General features: G+C 32.4%; 17 protein-coding genes. 15 read left to right on the top strand and 2 right to left on the bottom strand.

Features of this window, described 5'->3' with window-relative positions:
* The first annotated feature begins 140 nt into the window (after positions 1 to 140).
* The 11 genes from ABXT06_RS04770 (at position 141) to ABXT06_RS04720 (ending at position 15,951) form a co-directional block, all read left to right on the top strand.
* Positions 141 to 569, top strand: coding sequence for a hypothetical protein (locus ABXT06_RS04770; protein ID WP_354589714.1), 429 nt, complete (start codon positions 141 to 143; stop codon positions 567 to 569).
* 519 nt (positions 570 to 1,088) lie between these two features.
* Positions 1,089 to 1,694 (top strand): RNA polymerase sigma factor, encoded by a 606-nt coding sequence (locus tag ABXT06_RS04765; RefSeq protein ID WP_354589713.1) that lies wholly within the window; start codon positions 1,089 to 1,091, stop codon positions 1,692 to 1,694.
* Positions 1,695 to 1,784: 90 nt separating this feature from the next.
* The gene (locus ABXT06_RS04760; RefSeq protein ID WP_354589712.1) at positions 1,785 to 2,900 is read left to right on the top strand and encodes a FecR family protein; all 1,116 of its coding nucleotides are present in this window, start codon (positions 1,785 to 1,787) and stop codon (positions 2,898 to 2,900) included.
* A 229-nt stretch (positions 2,901 to 3,129) separates the two neighbouring features.
* Positions 3,130 to 6,855 carry a SusC/RagA family TonB-linked outer membrane protein gene (locus ABXT06_RS04755; RefSeq protein WP_354589711.1) on the top strand — a complete coding sequence of 1,242 codons (3,726 nt, stop codon included), beginning with the start codon at positions 3,130 to 3,132 and terminating at the stop codon, positions 6,853 to 6,855.
* A gap of 11 nt (positions 6,856 to 6,866) precedes the next feature.
* On the top strand, positions 6,867 to 8,345 hold the full coding sequence (locus ABXT06_RS04750) for a RagB/SusD family nutrient uptake outer membrane protein (protein ID WP_354589710.1): 1,479 nt from the start codon (positions 6,867 to 6,869) through the stop codon (positions 8,343 to 8,345).
* Between the two features lie 17 nt (positions 8,346 to 8,362).
* Complete coding sequence (locus ABXT06_RS04745) at positions 8,363 to 9,220, top strand: zinc-binding metallopeptidase (RefSeq protein WP_354589709.1); 858 nt, start codon at positions 8,363 to 8,365, stop codon at positions 9,218 to 9,220.
* A 16-nt stretch (positions 9,221 to 9,236) separates the two neighbouring features.
* Positions 9,237 to 10,577 carry a DUF4302 domain-containing protein gene (locus ABXT06_RS04740; protein ID WP_354589708.1) on the top strand — a complete coding sequence of 447 codons (1,341 nt, stop codon included), beginning with the start codon at positions 9,237 to 9,239 and terminating at the stop codon, positions 10,575 to 10,577.
* Positions 10,578 to 11,075: 498 nt separating this feature from the next.
* The gene (gene fabG, locus ABXT06_RS04735; RefSeq protein ID WP_111369193.1) at positions 11,076 to 11,822 is read left to right on the top strand and encodes a 3-oxoacyl-[acyl-carrier-protein] reductase; all 747 of its coding nucleotides are present in this window, start codon (positions 11,076 to 11,078) and stop codon (positions 11,820 to 11,822) included.
* Positions 11,823 to 11,901: 79 nt separating this feature from the next.
* The gene (locus ABXT06_RS04730; RefSeq protein WP_354589707.1) at positions 11,902 to 13,929 is read left to right on the top strand and encodes a hypothetical protein; all 2,028 of its coding nucleotides are present in this window, start codon (positions 11,902 to 11,904) and stop codon (positions 13,927 to 13,929) included.
* Positions 13,930 to 14,013: 84 nt separating this feature from the next.
* Positions 14,014 to 14,910 carry a LysR family transcriptional regulator gene (locus ABXT06_RS04725; protein ID WP_354589706.1) on the top strand — a complete coding sequence of 299 codons (897 nt, stop codon included), beginning with the start codon at positions 14,014 to 14,016 and terminating at the stop codon, positions 14,908 to 14,910.
* 75 nt (positions 14,911 to 14,985) lie between these two features.
* On the top strand, positions 14,986 to 15,951 hold the full coding sequence (locus ABXT06_RS04720) for a YeiH family protein (RefSeq protein ID WP_354589705.1): 966 nt from the start codon (positions 14,986 to 14,988) through the stop codon (positions 15,949 to 15,951).
* A gap of 149 nt (positions 15,952 to 16,100) precedes the next feature.
* Here ABXT06_RS04720 and ABXT06_RS04715 read toward each other — a convergent pair whose 3' ends face one another.
* Complete coding sequence (locus tag ABXT06_RS04715; RefSeq protein WP_354589704.1) at positions 16,101 to 17,051, bottom strand: hypothetical protein; 951 nt, start codon at positions 17,049 to 17,051, stop codon at positions 16,101 to 16,103.
* Between the two features lie 172 nt (positions 17,052 to 17,223).
* On the opposite strand from ABXT06_RS04715, the gene ABXT06_RS04710 reads away from it, so the two are divergent.
* Entirely contained in the window at positions 17,224 to 18,222 is a 999-nt protein-coding gene (locus ABXT06_RS04710) for a zinc dependent phospholipase C family protein (protein ID WP_354589703.1), read from the top strand.
* A 73-nt stretch (positions 18,223 to 18,295) separates the two neighbouring features.
* Here ABXT06_RS04710 and ABXT06_RS04705 read toward each other — a convergent pair whose 3' ends face one another.
* Positions 18,296 to 20,431: an LTA synthase family protein gene (locus tag ABXT06_RS04705; protein ID WP_354589702.1), complete on the bottom strand. Its 2,136-nt coding sequence runs from the start codon at positions 20,429 to 20,431 to the stop codon at positions 18,296 to 18,298.
* Between the two features lie 199 nt (positions 20,432 to 20,630).
* On the opposite strand from ABXT06_RS04705, the gene ABXT06_RS04700 reads away from it, so the two are divergent.
* The 3 genes from ABXT06_RS04700 to hisG all read left to right on the top strand — a co-directional run bounded on the left by ABXT06_RS04700 (position 20,631) and on the right by hisG (position 23,868).
* Positions 20,631 to 21,293, top strand: coding sequence for a response regulator transcription factor (locus ABXT06_RS04700; RefSeq protein ID WP_202002650.1), 663 nt, complete (start codon positions 20,631 to 20,633; stop codon positions 21,291 to 21,293).
* Positions 21,294 to 21,296: 3 nt separating this feature from the next.
* Positions 21,297 to 22,697 (top strand): sensor histidine kinase, encoded by a 1,401-nt coding sequence (locus tag ABXT06_RS04695; protein WP_354589701.1) that lies wholly within the window; start codon positions 21,297 to 21,299, stop codon positions 22,695 to 22,697.
* 313 nt (positions 22,698 to 23,010) lie between these two features.
* On the top strand, positions 23,011 to 23,868 hold the full coding sequence (hisG, locus tag ABXT06_RS04690; RefSeq protein WP_008464079.1) for an ATP phosphoribosyltransferase: 858 nt from the start codon (positions 23,011 to 23,013) through the stop codon (positions 23,866 to 23,868).
* Positions 23,869 to 23,908: the final 40 nt, after the last annotated feature.

Below are 23,908 nucleotides of genomic sequence, written 5' to 3'. Positions count from 1 at the left end.
TCTTCAAGTCTCAAAATAATAAATTCCAAAAAAGTCTCAATTATCCTGTTGAGACTTTTTTACATTTTAAAGGCTGAGGCGTAAATGAAAAAAACTTAGCATCTCAGAACCTCAGTATCTTAGAAGCTTAAAAAGAAAATATGTATAAAGAATTAGAAAAATTTAAAGCAACAAACAGTTTTACTTTTACTGTAAATGATAGTTTAGAAGAAGCTTGCAACGCGCCAGAAGGAAGCGCTGGAATCTTTGTTGTGTATGCTGTTGAAGATGATGCAAAAGAACTAATTATGGTTGGTTCTACAGGAACTGTTCAAAATGACGGAACTTTAAAAAGTAAAAATGGTGGGCTTTACGACAAAATTGTAAACGGGCATCAATTTGCTAAAACAGGAAGAAAATATTCTTGGCCAGCACAAATGAAACTTGAGAACATTGAAGCATTAGAAGTAGTTTGGTACGAAACTTTTGCTGGAGATATAAAAGCAATTCCGACAGCTGTTGAAGGGCAGGTTTTACAAAATTTCTTAGATGAAAATGGTAAATTGCCAAGATGGAATGTTGCTTTTTAAGTAAAAAAAATCTAAAATATAAAAGCCTTACTGATAAAACAGTGAGGCTTTTTTGTTTTTAGATAATGAAAAACATCATCAAAAAAAGCTTTGATTTTGTTTAAGAAAAAAAATAACTTCTTAATATTTGAGAAATGAAATAGTTTAGTCTAATTCTGTTAATTAAAATTTAAATTATAGTAAATTTTAGGTTTAATCAAAAAAACGGTATAAATACTGATAAATTTGAAAAAAAAAGTAAATTTTAGCGAATTATTGGGTTTTAATCTTTTGCTTTTATATATTTATCACACAAAAACAAAAAATAATGTTAAAATTTGAGTTTTTTTAAAGATAAAAAGAGTTCTGTAAAATGTAAAATACTTGTTTAATTTTTGTTAAATTATAGTTTATTGCAGATCAAATATAATCTTAAAAAAAGAATCAAATTTTAAAAGCAATATTAACCCTTTGCAATTAATCCTCCTTTTACGATTGATTTAGATTGATTCGATTTTTTGCGCCCCAAAGTATTTTTGTATGAGCCAAATTTTAAAGAACAAGGTTTTAGACGATTTTATTCTATGGAACAATTTGAAAAATGGTAATGAGAAATCCTTCTCTTTGCTTTTTGAAAAGTATTATGGAGACTTAATTAGTTATGGCAATTCACTTTGTCCGTATGCTGAAAAAGTGCAAGATTGTATTCAAGATGTTTTTGCAGATATTTGGCTTTATCGAGACTCTTTGCAAGATAATGTTATAGTAAAAGCGTATTTGCTTTCTAGTGTCAGAAAAAGAATTGCCCGACTGCATGAAAGAGATCATGTCTTTAGAAAAACAACTACAACAGATGTTTTAGAATTCCTTTTTGACTTTTCCATAGAAAATGATTTAGTAGAAGATGAAGTTACTGCCGAACGAGTTCTGCTTTTGAATAAATTATTAAATGATTTGCCTGAACGCCAGAAAGAGGCATTGTATTTACGCTATCACCAAGGTTTAAGTGTAGATCAAATAGCAGATTTGTTAGATGTAAATTATCAGTCTGCGAGTAATCTTCTTCATCGAGGTTTGTTGAGTCTTCGTAAGGAATGGAAGGGGAGTATTCCGCTTTTAGTCCTTATATCTTCAGGGGTTTTTTAAATATTTAAGAAAAAATCAAAAAAAAATCTTAAATCGGTGAGTATATAATAAAAAAACTGTCCTCTATGTTTTTGTAACCTTTATAGTAAGATGCAAAAACGTAACAATTATACCGAAATAGAAGACTTTTTGGCTGATGAATCTTTTCAATTATGGATTTTATCTAAAATTGATGAACAAGGCTGGGAAGAATGGACTTTAGAAAATCTTCAAAGAGCCAAACTTGTCGAAGATGCTAGACTTGTGTTACTGGCAATGAGAGTTCCAAAATCTAATTTATCTTCTAACGAAATTCATGAAGCCTTACAGCAAACTTGGCGTAAAATTGAACATAGAGAAGAACTTTCTCAAGAAACTTCAAAACTTCAAAAATTAAAAATACAGAGATATTGGATTAGCGGTATTGCTGCAGCTATTCTAGTTAGTATTTTTTCTGTATGGTTATTTAGAAACGAATTAACTGCAAATGATAGTGTAGTTACTTATAACGAACTGGTTCAGGATAATGATGAAGGTTTGGTAGAACAAACCAACAATTCTGAAAAATCACAGATCATTACTTTATCTGATGGAAGTTCGGTCTTATTACAGCCCAATAGTAAATTAAGTTACCCTAAAATCTTTACCGGGAACGAAAGAAAGGTGTATTTATCCGGCGAAGGTTTCTTTGAAATTAGTAAAAATCCTAAAAAGCCTTTTTTTGTTTACGCTAACGAAATTGTCACTCGCGTTGTAGGTACAAGCTTTAGAATAAAGGCTTATCCAGATCAGCAGAATGTTGAAGTTCTTGTTCGCACCGGTAAAGTTAAGGTAAAATCTAATGATTTGGTTCGCATCGCAGAAAAAGAGGAAATTGTTTTGCTTCCTAATCAAGCGTTGCGTTTTGCTCGTAAGGAATTAGTTTTTAATAAAATAACTAATATTACTCAAGACCCTATTTTAGTAAGCAGTGTTAGGAATATTGAGCAACTAAGCTTTGAATTTACAGATATACCTGTAGCACAAATTCTTGAAACTATCGAACAGGCTTATTTGGTAGATATAGATTTTCCTCACGACAAATTAAAAGATTGCAGATTAACTACTTCATTAAGCGATCAGCCGCTGGCGGAAAAGCTGAAAATAATTTGTAAAAGTATTGGGAATGATACGAATTACGAAATGAATGGAAATCAGATTGTAATTACGACTTCTGGCTGTAACTAGAATTCTTAATTCAATTAAAATAACCGAAGAAAAATCCGAAATTAAACTAATTAATAAACTGAAAAAATAATTTATAACTGCCTATGTAAAAATGAATACATAAAAAAAGTGCCGAGAATGCTGTAACATTAACGACACTTAAATCTGAATAAATCACTCTCTGTAAAGGGTAATTTATGATGTTTCTTAAAATACACTCGAATAGTATTAATCAAAACAAACCAAAATTATGAAAAAACCTGTTGTCAAGCAACGATTACTTCACCAAATCATGAAAATAACGCTGTTTCAGTTTGTGTTAGCGCTTGTGTTTTCAAGCGTTACTCTCGCAAATAATGTAAATGGGCAGAAAAAATTAGATACTAAAGTAACTATTACAGTTGATAACCTAACTTTAGATAATGCTTTATCGAAAATCGAGAAGTCTGCTCATGTAAAATTTTCCTATAACTCAAGACTTCCTCAGCTTGGAGAGAAAGTTAGTATAGAAGCAAATCAAGAAACGCTGTCTAGTATTTTAAGCAGAATATTGGTTCCTTTTAATATTACTTTTTCAGAAGTTAGCAATCAAATTATACTGCAAAAGAATTCTGCAAATTCGTTTTCTTATGCAAATAATCATGATTCTTTATTTGAAATTTTAACTTTTGGACCAATTATTAAAGGAAAGGTTACAGATCAAAGCGGATCTCCTCTTCCTGGTGCTACTGTAATGGCAAAAGGAACAAAAACTGCTGTACTCACAGATTTCGATGGAAACTTTTCGATTGAAATGCCTGCTAATGTCAACCGTTTGGTTATTTCTTATGTTGGTATGGAAACAAAAGAAATTGGTATTGAAAACACTTCTCCCACTATTGTTTTAACAGAAGCAGGTCAGAATCTTAAAGAAGTTGTAGTTACAACGGGTTACGAAAAAACTTCAAAAAGAACATTTACTGGGGCAATTAGTAAAATTTCTGGTACTGAATTAAAAGTTGATGGAGTAGTTGACGTAAGCCGAATGATTGAAGGAAAAGCAGCAGGGGTTACAGTGCAAAACGTTACAGGAACTTTTGGTACAGCACCTAAAATCACAGTTCGTGGTTCTTCTTCAATTTTTGGAGACACAAAGCCATTATGGGTTATTGATGGTGTTGTTCAGGAGGATATAATTAATATGTCATTTGCAGATTTAGCGTCTGGAAATTCTGAGACTTTATTAAGTTCATCTGTAGCTGGTTTAAACGCTAACGATATTCAAAGCATTGAAATTCTTAAAGATGCATCTGCTACTTCAATTTATGGTTCAAGATCATTAAACGGAGTTGTGGTTGTAACAACCAAACAAGGACGTAGAGATTCGCCATTAAAAATTAGTTACGGATTAGAGCAAACTGTTAGAACGGTTCCAAATTATAGCCAATACGACATCTTGAATTCTCAAGAATCTATGAGTATTTTTAAAGAAATGGAAGCTAAAGGTTATTTAGATTTACCTTCTACAGTAAATGGCAGATACGGTGGAGCATACAATATTTTAGGAAGAGCAATAAATACATATAATCCTGAAACAGGAACTTATTTAGTTAATAATGACCCAGTAAGCCGTAACAATTTCTTGAAAAAGTACGAGCAGGCAAATACAGATTGGTTTAATGTATTGTTTAGGCCTTCAATTACACAAAATCACTCTTTAAGTTTTTCTGGAGGAGGAAAAAATAATACGTTTTATGCTTCATTAGGTTATTATACAGATCCAGGATGGACTATTGCTGACGATGTAAAACAGATTTCTAGTAACATAAAAGGGACTTTTTATGTAAATGATAAATTAAATATTACATTATCTACATTGGCATCTATCAGGGATCAAGGTGCACCAGGAAGTTATGAAAGCGAAAAAGATGTTGTTTTTGGTAAAGTAACACGTGATTTTGATATCAATCCGTTTAATTATGTATTAAATACAAGTAGAACTTTACGTCCTTATGATGAAAATGGCAATTTAGAATACTACAGAAATAACTGGGCTAAAATGAATATTGTAAACGAATTGGCTAACAATTTCATGGAAATTGAGGTGAAAGATATTCGTTTTCAATTGGATTTAGATTATAAAATTAACCCACATTTGACTTATAATTTAACGGGTTCTGCTCGTTATGCAAACACAAGTCGTGAGCATAAAATCTTAGAAGGTTCAAATGTTGTTGGTGCTTATAGAGCAGGAACAGCAATTGGTGAAGATGGAGTAAATACTCTTGTAAGAGATCAAAACATCTTTTTATATCAAGATCCTAATGATTTAACTGCTCCAAAAGAATCTGTATTGCCAAACGGAGGATTTTTGAGAAAGTTTACAAACGACATGACATCTTACAATTTAAGAAATAGTGTTAGCTATAGAAATATTTTCAGCGATAAACACGAAGTAGAAGGTTTATTTGGAACTGAAATGAGAGTTGTAGACAGAACTAGTGATCAATTTACTGCAGCTGGTCTACAATACGACAGAGGTTTAACTGCTTTTACAGATCCAAGAATTATTGAAAAAATAATTAATGCGGGTGACTCATATTATGGCTTTAATGAAGAAAAAGAAAGAACGGTAGGTTTCTTTGGTAAAGTAGGTTATACTTATGATCGTCGTTATACAGCTTCTGTTACAGGACGTTATGACGGGTCTAACAGACAAGGAGACAGTGATTCTTCTCGATGGTTGCCAACTTACACTTTTAGTGGAAAATGGAATGTGGCTGAGGAAAGCTTCATGAAAGATGTACAGTCAATTAACACTTTGGCATTAAGAGCATCGTACGGTTTAACAGCTACTGCGGGTCCAGCTACAAACTCTTTGGCAATTTACAAAAGTGCTATTACAGACCGTTTTGGACTTGATGACAGAGAGTCTGCTATTAGAATTGAAGAACTTCAAAACGGAAACCTAACTTGGGAAAAACAGTTTGAAACTAACATTGGACTTGATTTAGGAATGTTTAATAATAGAGTTCAATTTACAACAGATGTTTACCGTCGTAAAGCTTTTGATTTGGTGGATTATGTAATTACATCTGGAATTGGAGGTCAAAGAATCAGACAGGGTAACAATGCTGATATGGAGACTAAAGGTTTGGAGGTTGCAATAACAACTAAAAATATTAATTCTAAAGATTTTAAATGGTCTACGAATCTTAATTTTTCTATTTATAATCAAGAAATTACAAAACTACAAAATACGCCAACAGCATTTGATTTAATTGATGCAAACGGAGGTAATGCAGTGGGACATCCTAGAAACTCATTGTATTCTTACCAGTTCACAGGTTTAAATAATCAAGGTCTTCCAACATTCCTCTTGCAGGATGGAGCTGAAAATAACATTACTGATGCCAATTTTCAGGATAATTTAAATGTTACAAAATATTTGAAGTATGAAGGATCAATTGAACCAAATAAATCAATTGGTTTGGCCAATACATTTACATACAAAAATTGGTCTTTATATGTATTCTTTGTGGGTTCAGGAGGAAATAAGGTTCGTTTAAACCCTGTTTATGACAGTACTTACGACGACTTAACAGTATTTACAAAAGATTTTACAAACCGTTGGATTAATCCAGGAGATGAAAACTATACAAATGTACCTGTGATTGCAGATAAACGTATGAATGCTAACTATGGCGGCGAGCGTACTTTGGCAAGAGCTTACAATACATATAACTATTCAGATGTTCGTATTGCTGATGGAGATTTTATCAGATTGAAAAATATATCATTGAGCTGGGAATTTCCTAGTGATTTCAAGAAAAAAATAGGAGTGAGCACTTTTACATTAAAAGGTTCAGCAGTAAATCCTTGGCTAATTTATTCTGATAAAAGATTAAACGGACAAGATCCTGAGTTTCGTAATTCTGGAGGAGTTGCTTTACCGGTAACATCTCAATACACTTTTACTTTAAACCTTTCATTATAATAGTCTAGATCATGAAAAACTTAAAAATAGCATTGTCCCTATTAATACTTATTTGTATTACTAGCTGTGATGATTTCTTATCGGAGAAACCAGATAATAGAACAGAAATTGATACCCCAGAAAAAATAAAAGAATTATTAGTTGAAGCATATCCTCAAATGAGTTATTTCGAGATTGCAGAAACTATGTCTGATAATGTTTTTGATAGTGGATTGGCTACAACATTAGTTAGAAACGAACAAAACTACAATTGGGAAATTAATACAGAAGCAACTGATATTGATACTCAAGCTTATTATTGGGATGCTTGTTATAAAGCAATCGCGCACGCAAACAAAGCACTAGAAGCAATTGAAGAGTTAGGTAGTCCTGCGAGTTTAAATCCGCAAAGAGGAGAAGCATTGATTGCTAGAGCTTATTCTCACTATATGTTAGTTTCATTGTGGTCAAAGCGTTATAATCCAGCAACTGCTGCTACTGATTTAGGAGTTCCGTACGTGACAAAACCAGAAACCGAACTAATAACAAAATATAAAAGAAATACAGTTGCTGAAGTTTTCGATTTTATCGAAAAAGACATTGTAGAAGGTTTGAAATATGTAACAAACGATTATAAAGAACCAAGATTCCACTTTAATGTATCGGCTTCAAAAGCTTTTGCTAGCAGATTTTATTTAGTAAAAGGAAACTGGGATAAAGTAATTGAGCTGTCTAATGATTTAGGATCAAGACCAATAGGAAAATTAAGAGATTTTTCTACTTACGAATCTATTGGTGTAGAAGACCAACAATTAAAATACGGAGCAAGTGATGTTGAGACCAATTTATTAATCGTTTCAGCAAACACTATTGTAGGAAGATTATATTCTTTAAACCGATTTAATTTATCAGGTTTACGCCGTCCAGAAATTTTTGGAGGTACAACAAATCTTTTTAACAAAGCTTACTATTATAACTTCTATTCTTCAAACGGTAGTATTACATTGTTTCTTCCTAAGTTTTATGAATACTTTAAATATTCTAACGTAACAGCTGGAATTGGAGATCCTTATGTTGCTGAAGTTTTACTAAGTAACGATGAATTTTTCTTAAACAGAATCGAGGCTCACGTTATGAAAGGAGAAATAGATACAGCTACTGAGGAATTAGAATATTTCTTGGCAACAAGAACTCCAACATATAATCCGACAACAGATAAATTGACAGAAGCAAGAGTAGTAGCTAAATTCCCTGTAATTGCAGATGAATATACTCCATTCTACAGCATGACACCTGTACAGACGTCTTATATAAAAGCGATTGCAGAAACAAGAAGAAGAGATTTTATACATGAAGGACTTAGATGGTTTGATATTAAACGTTTCAATATTGTAGTAAAACACGAAACATCAAACAAGCCAGCCAATATACTAGAAAAAGACGACAACAGAAGAGCTTTACAGATTCCGTTGCACGCTTCAAGTACAGGTTTAGAATTAAATCCTAGATAATCTTAAAAATGAAAATTATGAAATTATTAAAATATAATAAAATTGCGGTTTTAGCACTCGTTTCGATAACTCTATTTTCATGTGGCAGTGATGATCTTCCTGGAGAAAGCCAGTTAGATTTTACACAGCCTGAAAAAACAAGCTTAGACACCTGGATTGATGGTACGTATCTAAATCCATACAATATTAATGTACAATATAAATGGAATCAAAACACTGTAGATAATAGCCGTTTTTTATTTCCGCCAGCAGTCGATAAAGTAAAACCGGCACTTGAAATTGTAGAAACAATATGGCTAAAAAGTTATGCAGCAATTGGAGGCCCTGACTTTGTAAAGAAAATTGCCCCAAGAGAGATTGTTTTGGTTGGAGGAGTTAATTTAAATAGTGTAGGAACAAGGACTTTAGGTTTGGCCGAAGGCGGACAGAGAGTTACTTTGTTTGAAACAGATTATATTGATAAAACAGATCGTGCAAATGTATCAGAGTTTATACATACAATTCAGCACGAGTACATCCATATTCTAAATCAGAATAAACCTTTTGACGAAAAAACTTGGAAAACATTAACGCCAGGAGGTTATACTGCAGATTGGTATAATTATGAAATTCCAGAATCGAATGAACTTGGGTTTATTACAAGTTATGCAAGATCAAATATTAATGAAGATTTTGCCGAAACAGCTTCAATGATCCTAATTTATTCAAAAGATGAATATGCGGCGTTTTTAGCAGGTATTCAAAGCCCATTTGCTCTTCAGGCTTTAAAAGCAAAAGAAGCGATTGTGGTAAAATATTTCAAAGAAGCATTTAACATGGATTTTTATGCTTTAAGAGATGAAGCAGAAAAAAATACAACATCTGTACTAAATTAAAATTAGCATTATGAAAATGAAACAACTATATAAGTATTTATTTGCAGCTGTTTTAATACTGCAATTAATCGCCTGTAATAACAATACAGATGCGGAACAACTTTTTGAAGATACGCCAACAGCACGTTTAAATAAACAAAAATCTGAGTTAAACGATGTGCTACTTTCGTCACAGTACGGATGGAAAGCAGTTTATTTTACAGATAATACAGTTTTAGGAGGATACACGCACTTATTTAAATTCGCAGATGATGGAACTGTACAAATGGCTTCAGATTTTGACGCTGATACAAAGACCTATAAAAGTGAATATGCAATTCAAGTAGGAAGTACAGTAAGTTTAACTTTTACAACAAAGAACAGAATTCACCTTTTGTCAGATTCAAATAATTATCCAATTCCAGCTTTAAGAGCAAAAGGATATTTAGGAGATTTTCAATTTTTGTACTACGGACAAGAAAACGGAGAGATTATTTTTAAAACCAATAGAAATAATCAAGAACTACGTTTTGTAAAAGCAACTGCAGACGATTGGATAGACTTGCCAAAAAATCTAGAAATGGAGCAAAATGTTATTGGAGGAGAAGAAAGACCACTTTTTAGATTGCTAGAAACTAATGATGGTACAACCACTCATAAATTTGATTTTTCATTTACGCCTGCTACCCGTTTTGCTAACTCAAATTCTATTGAAAGCGGATACTCAGTTAGCTATGATATGGGAGTTGGTTACACTCCAACGGGAATCATTGTAAGTCCAGCAGTTGAAGTAGGTGGACAAAAATTATCAAATTTCACATATAACGATACGGACGGAAGTTTTACAGCAACGGGAACAGGCGGTGTTTCTGCTGTAATCAAATATACAACTAAGCCTTTGGTTCTTACAGATGATTATAAATTTTTGCTTCCTGGAAAACCATTGTCGTGGTTTGGATTCTTTGTAGATGATTATACTATAGATTCTCCTGCAAACTCTTCATTGTTTTATGCCGAGTTAGAAAAAGTTAATGCAGCGTTACCGTCAGGACAACGTATTGCCTCAATAGAGATATATGCAAATCATTCTCTTGGAACTTTTATTTATTACACTTTTGCAGGAAGAGGTGCTTTATTCCATTACGTGACAGTTGAAGAAGACGCAGTAGGTAAAAAAGCAATCTTAAAACACAAGTCATGGAATGGAAATACTACGGTTGCAACACCTCCTTTCTTGGCAAGTATTGATAAATATTTCATGGATCCTCAAGGAATTTATGTAAAAGCAGAAAGTTTTAGATTATTCTATTCTGATCCGGTTTACACCTTTACAAGTGCCACAAGTCCGTTTAGAATGACAACTTGGAAGCTTCAATAGTATAAAAAAAGCAGCTCAATTTTTGAGCTGCCTTTTATGAAACATAATTTCTGAGTCAAAATTAATAACTCCTTAATATATAGTTTTATGATAAAAAAAGTCTTAACACCAGCTTTTATTGCAATTTTCTTTTGGGGTATAGGGCTTTTGATAATTAACGAATGCTATTATGAATATTTAAGACCTTATCTATATCTGTCTATAATAATTGCGATTGGATCTATAGTCTTAGATAAGATTAAGGAAGATAAAGAAGAATAGTCCAAAGAAATGCATTTTTAAGAATGTCAAGTGAGCATTCTTATTAACGAAACAAAATCATATTTAAACTTTTTTAGTTTTGTTTTTTTATTTTGGGGGAAAACAGCTCATTTAATGAGCTGTTTTTTTTGTTTTAACAGCATTCAAAATTCTTAAGGCAATTTTTGGATTACAAATTTCATTAAATGCTCAAATAATCTATATTTGTAATTCAAAAAATAAAACGAATACCTTAATATGAAATTACTAGAAGGAAAAGTTGCAATTATTACTGGTGCAAGCCGTGGAATTGGAAAAGGAATTGCTGAAGTTTTTGCTAAACATGGAGCAAACGTTGCTTTTACATACAGCTCATCTGCAGCATCTGCAGAAGCTTTAGAAGCAGAATTAAATAGTTTAGGAGTAAAAGCGAAAGGATACCAATCTAACGCAGCAGATTTTAACGAAGCTCAAACCTTTGTTGACGCTGTTTTAGCAGATTTTGGAACTGTAGATATCTTAATCAATAATGCTGGAATTACAAAAGACAACCTATTAATGCGTATGTCTGAAGCAGATTTTGACCAAGTAATTGATGTAAACTTGAAATCGGTTTTCAATATGACAAAAGCGATTCAGAAAACTTTCTTGAAACAAAGAGCAGGATCTATCATCAACATTAGCTCTGTTGTTGGAGTTTCTGGAAACGCAGGTCAGACAAACTACGCAGCTTCTAAAGCTGGAGCTATCGGATTTACTAAATCTGTAGCGCTTGAATTAGGTTCTCGTAACATTCGTTGCAATGCAATCGCTCCAGGTTTCATCGAAACTGAAATGACTGCAAAATTATCAGAAGATGTAGTAAAAGGATGGAGAGAAGGTATTCCGTTGAAACGCGGAGGAACTCCAGAAGACGTTGCAAATGCTTGTCTTTTCCTTGCTTCAGATATGAGCGGCTACATTACAGGACAAGTTCTTAATGTTTGCGGAGGAATGCTAACATAAGGTACTGAGGTGCTAAGTTGCAAAGGTTCAAAGGTTTTGAAATCTTTGAATTATTAATCTTCCAATTACGAAATAAATTATGACGACAAACACGATTCTTTTATTATTGCTTTCTTTAGTAATCGCTGGTGGTTTATCGTACTTTCAATATTTTTTCAAAGCCAAAAGTAAATCCAATGTGATTGTACTTTTGGCTTTTTTACGTTTTTTGGCCATTTTCGGATTGTTGGTTTTATTGATTAATCCGATAATTTCTAAAAATTCTTTGGAGATTACCAAAACGCCTTTGGCAATTGTAGTCGATAATTCAAGTTCTATTGTAGCTTTAAAATCAGATAAAAAAGCAATTGAATTATATCAAAAACTAGTTTCAAACCCAGCTTTAAAGGAAAAGTTTGAAATTCAGTCTTATCAGTTTGACAACGATTTTAAAATTTCAGATAAATTTGATTTTAAAGGGAATCAAACTAATTTGGATGAAGCGGCAAAGAATTTAAAAAGCATCAACAAAAATCTGATTTTCCCAACCGTAATTATTACAGACGGAAATCAAACTACAGGAAACGACTATGTCTATAGATTCGATCCTGTCAATAAAGTTTATCCTTTGGTTGTGGGAGATACAACCACTTTTTTCGATTTAAAAATCAATCAGCTCAACGTAAACAAATACGCTTTTCATAAAAATAAATTCCCTGTCGAAGTTTTTCTGCAATATGCTGGTACCAAAACTGCCAATGCAGAATTTACCATTTCGGAAGGAAATACAGTCGTAGCAAAAGAAAAACTTTCGTTTTCGCCTTCTAAAAAAACAGCTTCTTTGAATTTGCTTCTTCCTGCAGATAAAGTAGGATTGCAGATTTATAAAGCTAGCATCCAATCTTCGGCCAAAGAAAAAAACAGCTATAATAACATCAAAAATTTCGCAGTTGAAATTATTGACCAGAAGTCGACAATTGCTATTGTTTCTGCAATAAATCATCCAGATATTGCTTCTTTAAAACGTTCGATAGAAGTTAATGCACAGCGTAAAGTGATATTGGCTAAGCCAAATCAAATTAACGACTTACAAGATGTTTCTGTTTTAGTTTTATATCAGCCAACAACAGCTTTCAAACCAATATTTGACAACAATAAATTAAAAGGAACAAATACCTTTATTATAACAGGAAACAATACCGATTTCAATTTTTTAAATCAGCAGCAAAACAATCTGATTTTTAAAATGAGCAATCAGCGAGAAGATTTCCTTAACGAATTCCATTCCGATTTTAATCTTTTTGCTATTGATGATATCGGTTTTGAAAATTTCCCGCCTTTGCAAAATCCGTTCGGAAATATCAGCACAAACGGAAATGTTTCTATTTTACTTTCGTCAAAAATTAGGAACGTTTCTACAAACGCTCCATTATTGGCTTTCGCCGAAAATCAAGGAAAAAGAACCGCTTTTCTTCTTGGAGAAAACAGTTGGAAATGGCGTTTGCAAAGTCATGTCGACAATCAGTCTTTTGAAAAGTATGACGTTTTTGTTGATAAAATAGTTCAATATTTAGCAACATCAGCCTCAAAAAAATCTTTGGTAGTAACTCACGAAAGCTTCTATAATTCTGGAGAAGAAATTATCATCAATGCGCAATATTTCAACAAAAATTATGAGTTTGATGAAAAAGCTAGACTTACAATCAGTGTTGCAAATGCAGCAACTAAGCAAACCAAAAATTACGATTTACTAAAAGGAAGTAATTCTTTCTCGGCTAATTTGGAAGGACTTCCTGCTGGAAAATATAACTTTACAGTAAAAGAATTAAATTCAAATACGTCATACGCAAGCCATTTTGAAATTTTAGATTTCGATATCGAAAAGCAATTCGTAAATCCAGATGTCACAAAATTACAGCAGTTAGCGCAGCAAACAGGAGGCAGAGCATTTTTTGAAGATCAAGCCGATCAATTGATTAACACACTTTTGGAGAACAAAGAATACAAATCAATTGAGAAAAATATTTCAAGTAAAACTCCAATTATTGATTGGGTTTGGTTGTTGATTTTAATTGTTGCTTTACTGACTACAGAATGGTTTGTTAGGAAGTATAATGGATTACTTTAAAAGGCACAAAGGTTCAGAGGGGCAAAGGTTCAAAGTTTTTGCATAACTTGAAACTTTAAACACGAAACAAAACAAATAATAGTTATGGACTTCAGGCTAAAAGTTTTCTACACTGTTGCACTCCGCCTTAATTTTACTAAAGCGGCAACAGAATTGTATATTACGCAGCCGGCAGTTTCTAAACATATTCAGGAATTAGAAGAAACTTATAAAACCAAACTTTTTGAACGAAACGGTTCTAAAATTGCTTTAACTCCGGCAGGAAAAATTCTTCTAAAATATACTAAAAGTATTTTTGATATATACCGTGAAATAGACTTTGAAATGAGTTCGTTTAATGCAGAACGTCAAGGTTTGTTGAGATTAGGAGCAAGTACAACTATTTCACAATATATTATTTCTCCAGTTTTGGCTAGTTTTCATCAGAAACAAAAAGACATAAAAGTCAATTTGCTGAATGGAAATACAGAACAGATCGAAAATGCCTTAATCAATAAAGAAATCGAGATCGGAATTGTAGAAGGGCATTCTAAAAATCAATCCATAAAATATATTCCGTTTTTAAAAGACGAATTGGTTTTGGTTTGCAATAGCAATAATCCTTTTGTTAAACAAAATGAAATTTCGGTAAGCGATTTAAAATCAATGAAATTTATAACCCGAGAACGCGGATCTGGAACACTTGAAGTTATAGAATTTGCCTTGAAAAAAGCTGGTTTAAAATTCTCAGATTTACAAATCGAAATGCAGTTGGGAAGTACAGAAAGTATAAAATCATATTTATTGAATTCAGATTGTTTTGCATTTATGTCTATTCATGCCGTAAGTAAAGAGCTGAAAAATAAAGAATTGATTGTTTTAGATGTGGAGAAATTGTCAATTGAGCGATATTTTTATATTGCCACTTTACAGGGAAAATCAGATTCTTTATCAGAACTATTCATTCAAAATTTAGCATTTCATTATAACTTGAAGTTATAGCCAATCGCAATTTACGATTGGTGTTTTCAATATAAACGGCGGAACTTTGCAACATAATATCAATACCCATTTATTTTGAAAACAAAAGAACAAAGCACAGCACAATTATTTGAAATTAATCAATCCTTACAGCAAGTACTCTTTCTTGCTGTAATCCTTTTATGTTTATTTTCGATCATTTCACCTCCAATTGCACTTTTATTGGGCGTTTTAATTGTGAATCTTTTCGGAAATCCATTTGTAGAATTCAATCATAAAGCCATTACATTTTTATTGCAGTTTTCGGTTGTTGGTTTGGGATTTGGAATGAACGCCAACAGCGCAGTTTCAGCAGGAAAAGAAGGATTTGTTTTGACTGTTTTCTCAATCTTTAGCACTTTACTTTTTGGATTATTGTTAGGGAAATGGCTTAAAACTGAAAGAAAAACTTCTCATTTAATTTCTTGCGGAACAGCAATTTGTGGAGGAAGCGCCATTGCGGCCATTTCTCCCGTAATCAAATCAAATGAAAATCAGACTTCAATCGCTTTAGGAGTTATTTTTATACTTAATTCGATAGCTTTATTTGTATTTCCGTTTATCGGGCATCAATTAGATTTATCCCAAAAAGATTTTGGTTTATGGTGTGCTATTGCAATTCATGATACCAGTTCTGTAGTTGGTGCGGCAAATAAATATGGTGCAGAAGCATTGCAAGTTGCTACAACAGTAAAACTGGCGAGAGCATTATGGATTATTCCAATTTCAATCTTAACTGCTTTTCTTTTTAAAAGCAAGAACTCAAAAATCAAAATTCCTTACTTTATTGGTTTATTTGTTTTAGCAATGTTGGTAAATACCTATGTACCTTCTACAGCCATTTTTACCGGACATCTTGTTGGTATTGCAAAAATCGGTTTAACCATAACTTTGTTTTTGATTGGAGCAACTTTAAATTTTGCAACTTTAAAAACAGTAGGAGTAAAGCCTTTATTACAAGGTGTTTTTCTTTGGATTTTTATTGCCGTTTTAGCTTTAGTGTCAATTCTTTATTTGGGCTAGTTTTTTTTAACCGCAAAGAGCGCAAAGAATTACGCAAAGTTCGCAAAGTTTTTGTACAAAGCTTTGCGAACTTTGCGTTTTATTCAAAATTTAAGGTAAAAAAACTTTGCGCTCTTTGCGGTAAAACTATACTCAAAGTTTTTTAACTATTACTTTACATTAGAGAATTTTACAATTGGTTTGTCAATCATTTTGTAAAACTTTCCTTTGAAAGCAAAACGTCGTTCAATTTCAAAATTGAATGACTTTTTTGTTTTGGCCATTGCCGCAATTTCTTCAGGAACATTAGTTTCAAATTCATCTTGAGCTTTTAATGCTTTATTGAAAACCCCCTTTGTTTTGATGATAATATCTCTAAAATGCTTTTTTGTATTATCATTTACAACGGTGTAAGTTCCAGACCATTCTATGCTTTGAACATTGGTAAGCTGATAATCGTTCACTTCCATTATAGGCTGATATTTTCCATCAAAACCAGCAACTAAATACAGCCATCCCTCAAAAGGACCGCCTGCGCCGCCGTTAACATGCAATAATGTAAATGCAAACTGATCTTCTCCAATTTCGACCAATTTTGGAGTTGGGCATTGTGCAAAAGAACCGAAAGCAGCAACTGCAGGCTGGAAAGATCGCATATCCCAAGAATTGCCATTCTTTGCAAATTTTGCCAAACCAAGCAATCCTCCAGAAAAACGTCCTGTCTGTAATCCGTCTTCATCATGAACGGAATGATTAAAAGCTAGTATTTTGAATTGATTTCCTTTTGAATCTGAATAGTCAATGTTTGCTAGAAGTCTCGTTGCAACACCTTCTGTATATGGAAATAACTGATCTCCTTCAACGCCGTTTACATCGGTATAAGGTGAAGGTGTACAAGTTTTACAGATCCAACTAATGAAACCGCTTCCGTCGCGTTTGCCATATTCTGTGCCAGGAAAAAGCGCCCACATTACCTTTTTTGCTTTAAAAGGTTCGGCTATTTTTAAAGTTCTCTTCGGATTTAGAACGGTGTCTTTTATATTCCCTGGTCTTAATTCAATTTCTTGAGCAAAGCAAATGCTAGATAATAAACTAGCAGCAATAAGAAAAGTATGGCGCATATGTAAGATTTAATACTGAAACAAACTTACAAAGAAAAATATTGTTAATATAAACTTCTGTTGCTTTTAGAGCGTAAAATCTCAAAAATCTAAATTTAGTAAATCTTAATTACAGTATTTTTTGCGTATTCTTTAATTAAAACTAAATTTGCTCCCTCTAATAAAAAAACAAATGAAGAAAATCCAAATGAGACCAAAACTAATCGCTTTCGGGGCTTTAGTTATTGGGTTTATTATGCTGTCATGGGGAAATGTAGGCCATGAGCGCATTAACAAAGCAGCTGTAATGGCTTTACCAAAACAATTACAGATCTTTTTTTACAATCACATTGATTTTATTACACAAGAAGCATCGGTTCCAGATATCCGTAAGTATGCTTTAAATTATAAGGAAGAAGGCCCAAGGCATTATTTTGACATGGAAAACTTTGGAGCCGCTGACACTTATCCACAAACATTAGAAGAGGCAAAACAAAAATATGATGCTAAATTTTTAAGCGATAATGGAATTTTGCCTTGGTATATCGAAGATATGATGGCAAAATTGACTAAAGCTTTTAAAGAAAAAAATAGAGCTGAAATCTTATTTCTTGCCGCAGACTTAGGTCATTATATTGGTGATGCACACATGCCTTTGCATACTTCAAAAAATCATGACGGACAATTAACTGACCAAAAAGGTATTCACTCTTTATGGGAAAGCAGATTGCCAGAGTTATTTGTTAAAAATTATAAATTAAATGTTCCTGAAGCACAGTATTATGCAGATGTTCACAAAGCAATTTGGGATATGATTAATGATACTCACACGCTAGCACAACCTTTATTAGATATTGACAAAAAGTTAAGAGTAGCAACTCCAGAGAATAAAGTTTTTGAAATGGACGCAGAAGGTAAAATTGCAAAAACGAAATACAATACTTCTAAGTTTTCTGATGAATATGCTACAAAATTGCATGCAGAATTAAACGGAATGGTTGAAAGCCAAATGAGAAAAGCAATTACTGCTACGGCAAGTTTTTGGTATACTGCTTGGGTAAATGCCGGAAAACCTGATTTAAGCGATTTAGATGCGCCAGCTGTTACTCAAAGAAACTACCAGTTCTTGCAAGATGATTTAAAATTATACCAGAAAGGAAATTTATTCGGAATGAAAAATCAAAATGATTAATTTTTGTTTCAACTTGAAGTAAAATCTAAAAAGCCTCAAATTAAAGAATTTGAGGCTTTTTTAATTGATAATATTAACGAACGTTGGCGTATAATTTTTTATTCTTATCAGCCAGATCTTTAAACTGATATTCTTTCTCTTTCAAAACATAAGACGCTGATTGATAATACGAAATTGTTTCATCAACTAAGTTTTTATTCTCAGATTTCAATGGAATTTCATCATAATGAATTTGAAATTCTGGAGAGATTCCTGTTTTTTCATTAAGTTTTAGCTGAAACTGTTTTATCTGTTGTTTTGGAGACAAAATTGTCAAAACATTGTCTTTTATTAAACCTAAATCCTGATAAGTGGCTATAAAAGCTCGGGGCTGATAATCTGGTTTAAATACATCTTGTCCAAAGAATTTACTTTCGTAGTCAAAATTTAAAAGTCCAAATAATGTTGGCATAATATCTATCTGTGACATTAACTTGTTGTATTTTTCAGGCTTCATTTCTGGCGTATAAATCAAAGCTGGAATTCTATATTTATCTAACGGAAGTTCTGTTTTTCCTGCACTCGAAGCACAATGATCAGCTACAATTACAAATACTGTATTCTTAAACCAAGGTTGTTTCGATGCTTGATTAAAGAACTGTCTAAGCGCATAATCGGTATATTTTACACCACCATCACGAGATTTGATGTTTCCAGGGATATCAATTTTATTGTTAGGATACGTAAAAGGTCTATGATTGCTCACCGTCATAATATGATTAAAGAAAGGCTTGTTTTGTTTAGCCTCAGCATTCATAACTTTGATTGCTTTTTTATACATGTCTTCATCACAAACTCCCCAAACGTTAGAAAAAGTAACTTCATTTTCAGCAAAACTCGATTTATCAATAATCTGATAACCGTTTCCTGAATAAAAGTCCTGCATGTTGTCAAAAAAAGCATCTCCGCCATACATAAATTTCACATTATAACCTTTTTTAAGAAAAACCGATCCTGTAGAGAATTTGTTTTTATTGTCTTCTCTCTTTACAACACTTTCACCTGCTGTTGGAGGAAGACATAAAGTTACGGCTTCAAGTCCGCGAACTGTGCGGTTTCCTGCCGCGTAAACATTCGTAAAGAGCAAGCTTTTTTGTGCAAGACTATCTAGGAACGGCGTAATATTCTGTTCGTTGCCATACATTTTCATGAAGTCGGCACTTAAACTTTCAATTGTAATTAACACCACGTTTTTGCGCTGTTCCAGAGAATCTTCTTTTATTTCGCGCAATGTGTTTTTACCTGAAATAGAAGGCAAATCTTGTTTTAGCAAAGCAAATGCTTTTTCGTTTGGAATTGTTTTGTAGAACTTGAAATAATCCAATTTATTATTCTGGAAAGCCAGATAGAATTTATAGATTCCGTTCGATTGCAGTTCGTTAACAAAGACGTTTTTAGAATTTTCTGTTTTGGCTAATCCTGGAACAGCCAACAATGACGCAACAAATAAAACTGCATAAAGAGCTGTAATTTTCAATTTTTCATTAAAACTTGGAATTTCATCAATATAATTTCTAGAATTTTTAATAATGAAATAAGTAATGGTTCCTGTAACGATAAATAAAGCAGAAAATATAGGAATTACTGGATAAGACTGCATAATATTTCCTATGACTTCATTAGTGTATATCAGATAATTAACTGCGATGAAATTATATTTTACTCCAAATTCATTCCAGAAGAAGAATTCGCTTATCGCATTTTGAAGAATCAATAAAACGTACAAAAAGATCACAAAAGCAAAAAGCCAAAACCTGATTTTATCTCTATGTTTTGGAAGGAAAAGGAAAAGCGCAAACAAAAGTGTTTTTAAGGAAACAAAAATCAAAACGATTCTGGGTAAAGCACCGCCGTATTCGTCAAAAATGCTTTTTCCTGATGCGATATAAAGCAAAAGCGCTACAAAACCTGCTAGAATAATATACCCGTAAGGCTTGTTGTATTTTGAATTGGAAATAAAAATAAGGTAAAGCAACAAAAAGCCCGAAGCTAATGCAAATACGAAAGTGTCTGACAATAAGCCAAGTGAGAATATTTTTAAGCTCTCTGTAAAAGTAAACGAACTTTGAGTAATGGGATGGAAAAGCAATACTATTCTAAGTGTAAAACTCACAATAAAATACAGTAAAGCAAGATTGTAAAAAGTCGAAAGTTTTTTGTAAAAATTCATCAGTCTTATTTTTTTACAAAATTAATTTCGAATGATTAATGCCAGATTAAGTTCAACTTTTACCTTACTTAACGTTAACTTAAAGTTTGCTTAAGATACTGATTTTCTTTATTTCTTGGCGTGTTGGACTATTTCTGAGAGGTAAATTATCTATCTTTGAATTGAAAAAATGAAATTCAAATTTAATCAGATACGATAAATGCATATTTTAATAGTTGAAGACGAAGTAGGAATTGTTCAATTTCTAAAACAAGGTTTGCAAGAAGAAGGCTATCAAATTACAACTGCAGCCGACGGTTCCAAAGGTTTTGAACTGGTTCAGGAGCAAAAATTTGACTTAATTCTTTTAGATTGGATGTTGCCAAAGATTAATGGTCTTGATTTGTGTAAAGCTATTCGAATTAAAGATCACGAGACTCCGATCATTTTTTTGACGGCAAAAGATACGGTTCAGGAAACTATTGAAGGGCTGAAAGCCGGAGCAAACGATTATATCAAAAAGCCTTTTAGTTTTGAAGAATTGGTGGAGCGAATTAAAGTCCACTTTAGAAATAAAAAACAAACCGAAAGCTTGACTCTTGGTAATATTACGATGGACTTGTCCAGACATATCGTATTGAAAGGAGACGAAGAAATTTCGCTAACTCAACGAGAATTTGAATTATTGGCTTATTTAATTCAGCATAAAGGAAAAGTCTGCACAAGAAATCAGATTTTAAGAGACGTTTGGGAAATTAATTTTGAATATGATACAGGCGTTATAGATGTTTTTATGAATGCAATTCGAAAAAAACTCAACCTTAAAATTGAAGAAGATTATATCAAAACCATCCGAGGCATTGGATATATTGCCAATGATTAACAAATGACATTATTATCTTTTAAAAACAGAATAGCATTAAATTATATTGTAGGAACAGGACTGTTGGTTTTAGCGGTCTTTTCTGCTATTTATTTTATTGTAAAGCTCACGGTTTATAACCATATTGATGAGAACTTGAATATAGAAATTCAGGATCATTTAAAAGAGTTAAAAACAGAAAAAGGTGTTGTAATCTTTATGGATGCCGAAGAATGGGAGGAAAGAGAACATAACTCTGTCGACGTGAATCCTATTTTTGTACAGTTTTTAGATTTAAACAAACAAATAATCGAAAAATCTCCTAATTTGAAGAATGAAAAACTTGTCTTTCATCAAAGTAAAGAGCACTTTCATCCTTTTGATACTAAATTATTAGGAAATAAGATTCGTCAGATTCAGGTTCCGCTTCATGTAGAATCTAAGAAAGTTGGCTATCTGATTATTGCAATGTCACTTTCTGATTCTTCAAAAGTTTTAGATAATCTGATGGATACTCTATTGATAACTTTCCCCATCATTTTGCTGATTCTGTTTTTCCTAGCTAGATTTTATGCAGGAAGAAGTATCAAGCCAATAAATAATATCATTCAGACCTCGAAAGTTATTACTAAAGATAATCTTAAAGCGCGAATTCCGTTGCCAAAAACAAGAGACGAATTGTTTACGCTTTCTAAAACTATTAATAATTTATTGAATCGAATTGAAGATGCAATAGAGCGTGAAAAACAGTTTACATCTGATGCTTCACATGAGCTAAGAACGCCTCTTACAGTTATTAAAGGGACACTTGAAGTGCTTATACGTAAACCTAGAGATAACAAGGAGTACGAAGAAAAAATAAACTATTGCATTAACGAAGTCGACCACTTAAATTCTCTAGTAGATCAGTTGCTTATGATGGCTCGTTTTGAGAATCAAAAACAGAACATTCTTAAAGAAAATGTCTACTTAAATGCTGTAATTTTAGATGTACTGAAATTGAATACAGAGAAAATTAAATCAGGCAAAATAAATGTAATTTTAGATGCACCAGAAGAATTTTATATTTATTCAGATAATTATTTAACAGTAACAATTCTTCGAAATATCATTTCAAATGCAGTGAAATATTCAAAACCGGACAGTGAAGTTAGAATTTCATTATCAAGAGAAAATCAGAAAATCATTTGCAATATTTTAGATCACGGAATAGGAATTGCCAAAAAAGATCTTGAGTCAATTTTGAATCCTTTTTTCAGATCAGATTCACTCAATCATTCAGAAATTAAAGGAACTGGTCTTGGATTGTTTATTGTAAAACGAATGACAGATCTGCTTAAAATTAAGTTTAAAATTGAAAGTGAAATTGGGGTAGGCACCAAAGTTTTATTGGTTTTTGATGAATATGACAATTCGTTAAAGTAATTTTAAAATTATTAGTCATATTGCGGTCTACAACGTTTTTTAACAATAAACTGTCGTTAAGTTAAAATAAAAATTGCTTTTTAATTATTTTATCTAGTATATTTGCAACCGAATCAAAGAAGTAAAAAACAAAACAAATCATGATTTCAACTCAATTACATCATCATCATTTACATTATTGCTCTCAAGCGATGTGTTAATGGTATGCGTGTAAATCATCATATTTTAAAACCCGTTTGAGTACATCAAACGGGTTTTTTATTTCAAGCTCTCTTTGTACTCAAACTATTAATCCAACAAACAACTAAAAAAAATGAGTACTTTAAAAATTGCAATTCAAAAATCTGGACGTTTAAACGAAGACAGCATTCAAATTCTAAAAGACTGCGGTATTTCAATCAACAACGGAATCGATCAGTTAAAAGCCGAAGCTTCAAATTTTCCTCTTGAAGTTTTATACCTAAGAAATTCAGATATTCCACAATATCTAATCGATGGAGTGGTAGACTTAGCTATCGTTGGCGATAATCTTTTAGTGGAAAAAGGAAAAGGAATCGAAGTAGTTCAAAAATTAGGTTTTTCAAAATGCAAAGTTTCTGTTGCTGTTCCTAAAACATTCGAGTACAATTCAGTACAAGATCTAGCGAATCTTCGAATTGCTACCTCTTATCCAAATACAGTGACAGAATATTTTAATAAATTTGGTCTAACTGTAGATATTCACCAAATCTCTGGTTCTGTGGAAATTGCGCCAAATATTGGTCTTGCTGACGCAATTGTTGATATTGTTTCAAGCGGAAGCACTTTATTCAAAAACAACTTAAAAGAAGTTGAAGTTATTTTGAAAAGTGAGGCAGTTTTAGCAGTTTCTCCAAAAGTTTCTCCAGAAATTCAAAAACACATTGATACTTTAAAATTCAGAATTCAAGCTGTTTTAAGAGCTAGAAATTCAAAATATATCCTAATGAACGTTCCAAATGACAAAATTGAAGCAGTTGGAAAAATTCTTCCAGTTTTAAGAAGTTTAACAGTTCTTCCGTTAGCTCAAGAAGGTTGGAGTAGTGTTCACTCAGTAATCGATAAAGATACTTTTTGGGATGTAATAGACCAGCTAAAAGAAGTAGGAGCAGAAGGAATTTTAGTTTGCCCAATTGAGAAAATGGTTCTATAGGGCTGAGCCTGCTTTAGGCAGTAAGCTTTAAGCTTTAGGC

Source organism: Flavobacterium sp. UW10123, from assembly GCF_040538975.1.
Classification (GTDB): domain Bacteria; phylum Bacteroidota; class Bacteroidia; order Flavobacteriales; family Flavobacteriaceae; genus Flavobacterium.
The sequence above is the reverse complement of the archived record's forward strand: the minus strand, read 5'-3'. Positions and strand labels throughout refer to the sequence as shown.

Coding starts and splice junctions, on each gene's coding strand:
- ABXT06_RS04765 (WP_354589713.1), top strand. CDS start 1,089: ATGAGCCAAATTTTAAAGAACAAGGTTTTAGACGATTTTATTCTATGG.
- ABXT06_RS04715 (WP_354589704.1), bottom strand. CDS start 17,051: ATGCGCCATACTTTTCTTATTGCTGCTAGTTTATTATCTAGCATTTGC.
- ABXT06_RS04755 (WP_354589711.1), top strand. CDS start 3,130: ATGAAAAAACCTGTTGTCAAGCAACGATTACTTCACCAAATCATGAAA.
- ABXT06_RS04710 (WP_354589703.1), top strand. CDS start 17,224: ATGAAGAAAATCCAAATGAGACCAAAACTAATCGCTTTCGGGGCTTTA.
- ABXT06_RS04750 (WP_354589710.1), top strand. CDS start 6,867: ATGAAAAACTTAAAAATAGCATTGTCCCTATTAATACTTATTTGTATT.
- ABXT06_RS04770 (WP_354589714.1), top strand. CDS start 141: ATGTATAAAGAATTAGAAAAATTTAAAGCAACAAACAGTTTTACTTTT.
- ABXT06_RS04695 (WP_354589701.1), top strand. CDS start 21,297: ATGACATTATTATCTTTTAAAAACAGAATAGCATTAAATTATATTGTA.
- ABXT06_RS04745 (WP_354589709.1), top strand. CDS start 8,363: ATGAAATTATTAAAATATAATAAAATTGCGGTTTTAGCACTCGTTTCG.
- ABXT06_RS04740 (WP_354589708.1), top strand. CDS start 9,237: ATGAAACAACTATATAAGTATTTATTTGCAGCTGTTTTAATACTGCAA.
- ABXT06_RS04760 (WP_354589712.1), top strand. CDS start 1,785: ATGCAAAAACGTAACAATTATACCGAAATAGAAGACTTTTTGGCTGAT.
- hisG (WP_008464079.1), top strand. CDS start 23,011: ATGAGTACTTTAAAAATTGCAATTCAAAAATCTGGACGTTTAAACGAA.
- ABXT06_RS04725 (WP_354589706.1), top strand. CDS start 14,014: ATGGACTTCAGGCTAAAAGTTTTCTACACTGTTGCACTCCGCCTTAAT.
- ABXT06_RS04705 (WP_354589702.1), bottom strand. CDS start 20,431: ATGAATTTTTACAAAAAACTTTCGACTTTTTACAATCTTGCTTTACTG.
- ABXT06_RS04730 (WP_354589707.1), top strand. CDS start 11,902: ATGACGACAAACACGATTCTTTTATTATTGCTTTCTTTAGTAATCGCT.
- fabG (WP_111369193.1), top strand. CDS start 11,076: ATGAAATTACTAGAAGGAAAAGTTGCAATTATTACTGGTGCAAGCCGT.
- ABXT06_RS04700 (WP_202002650.1), top strand. CDS start 20,631: ATGCATATTTTAATAGTTGAAGACGAAGTAGGAATTGTTCAATTTCTA.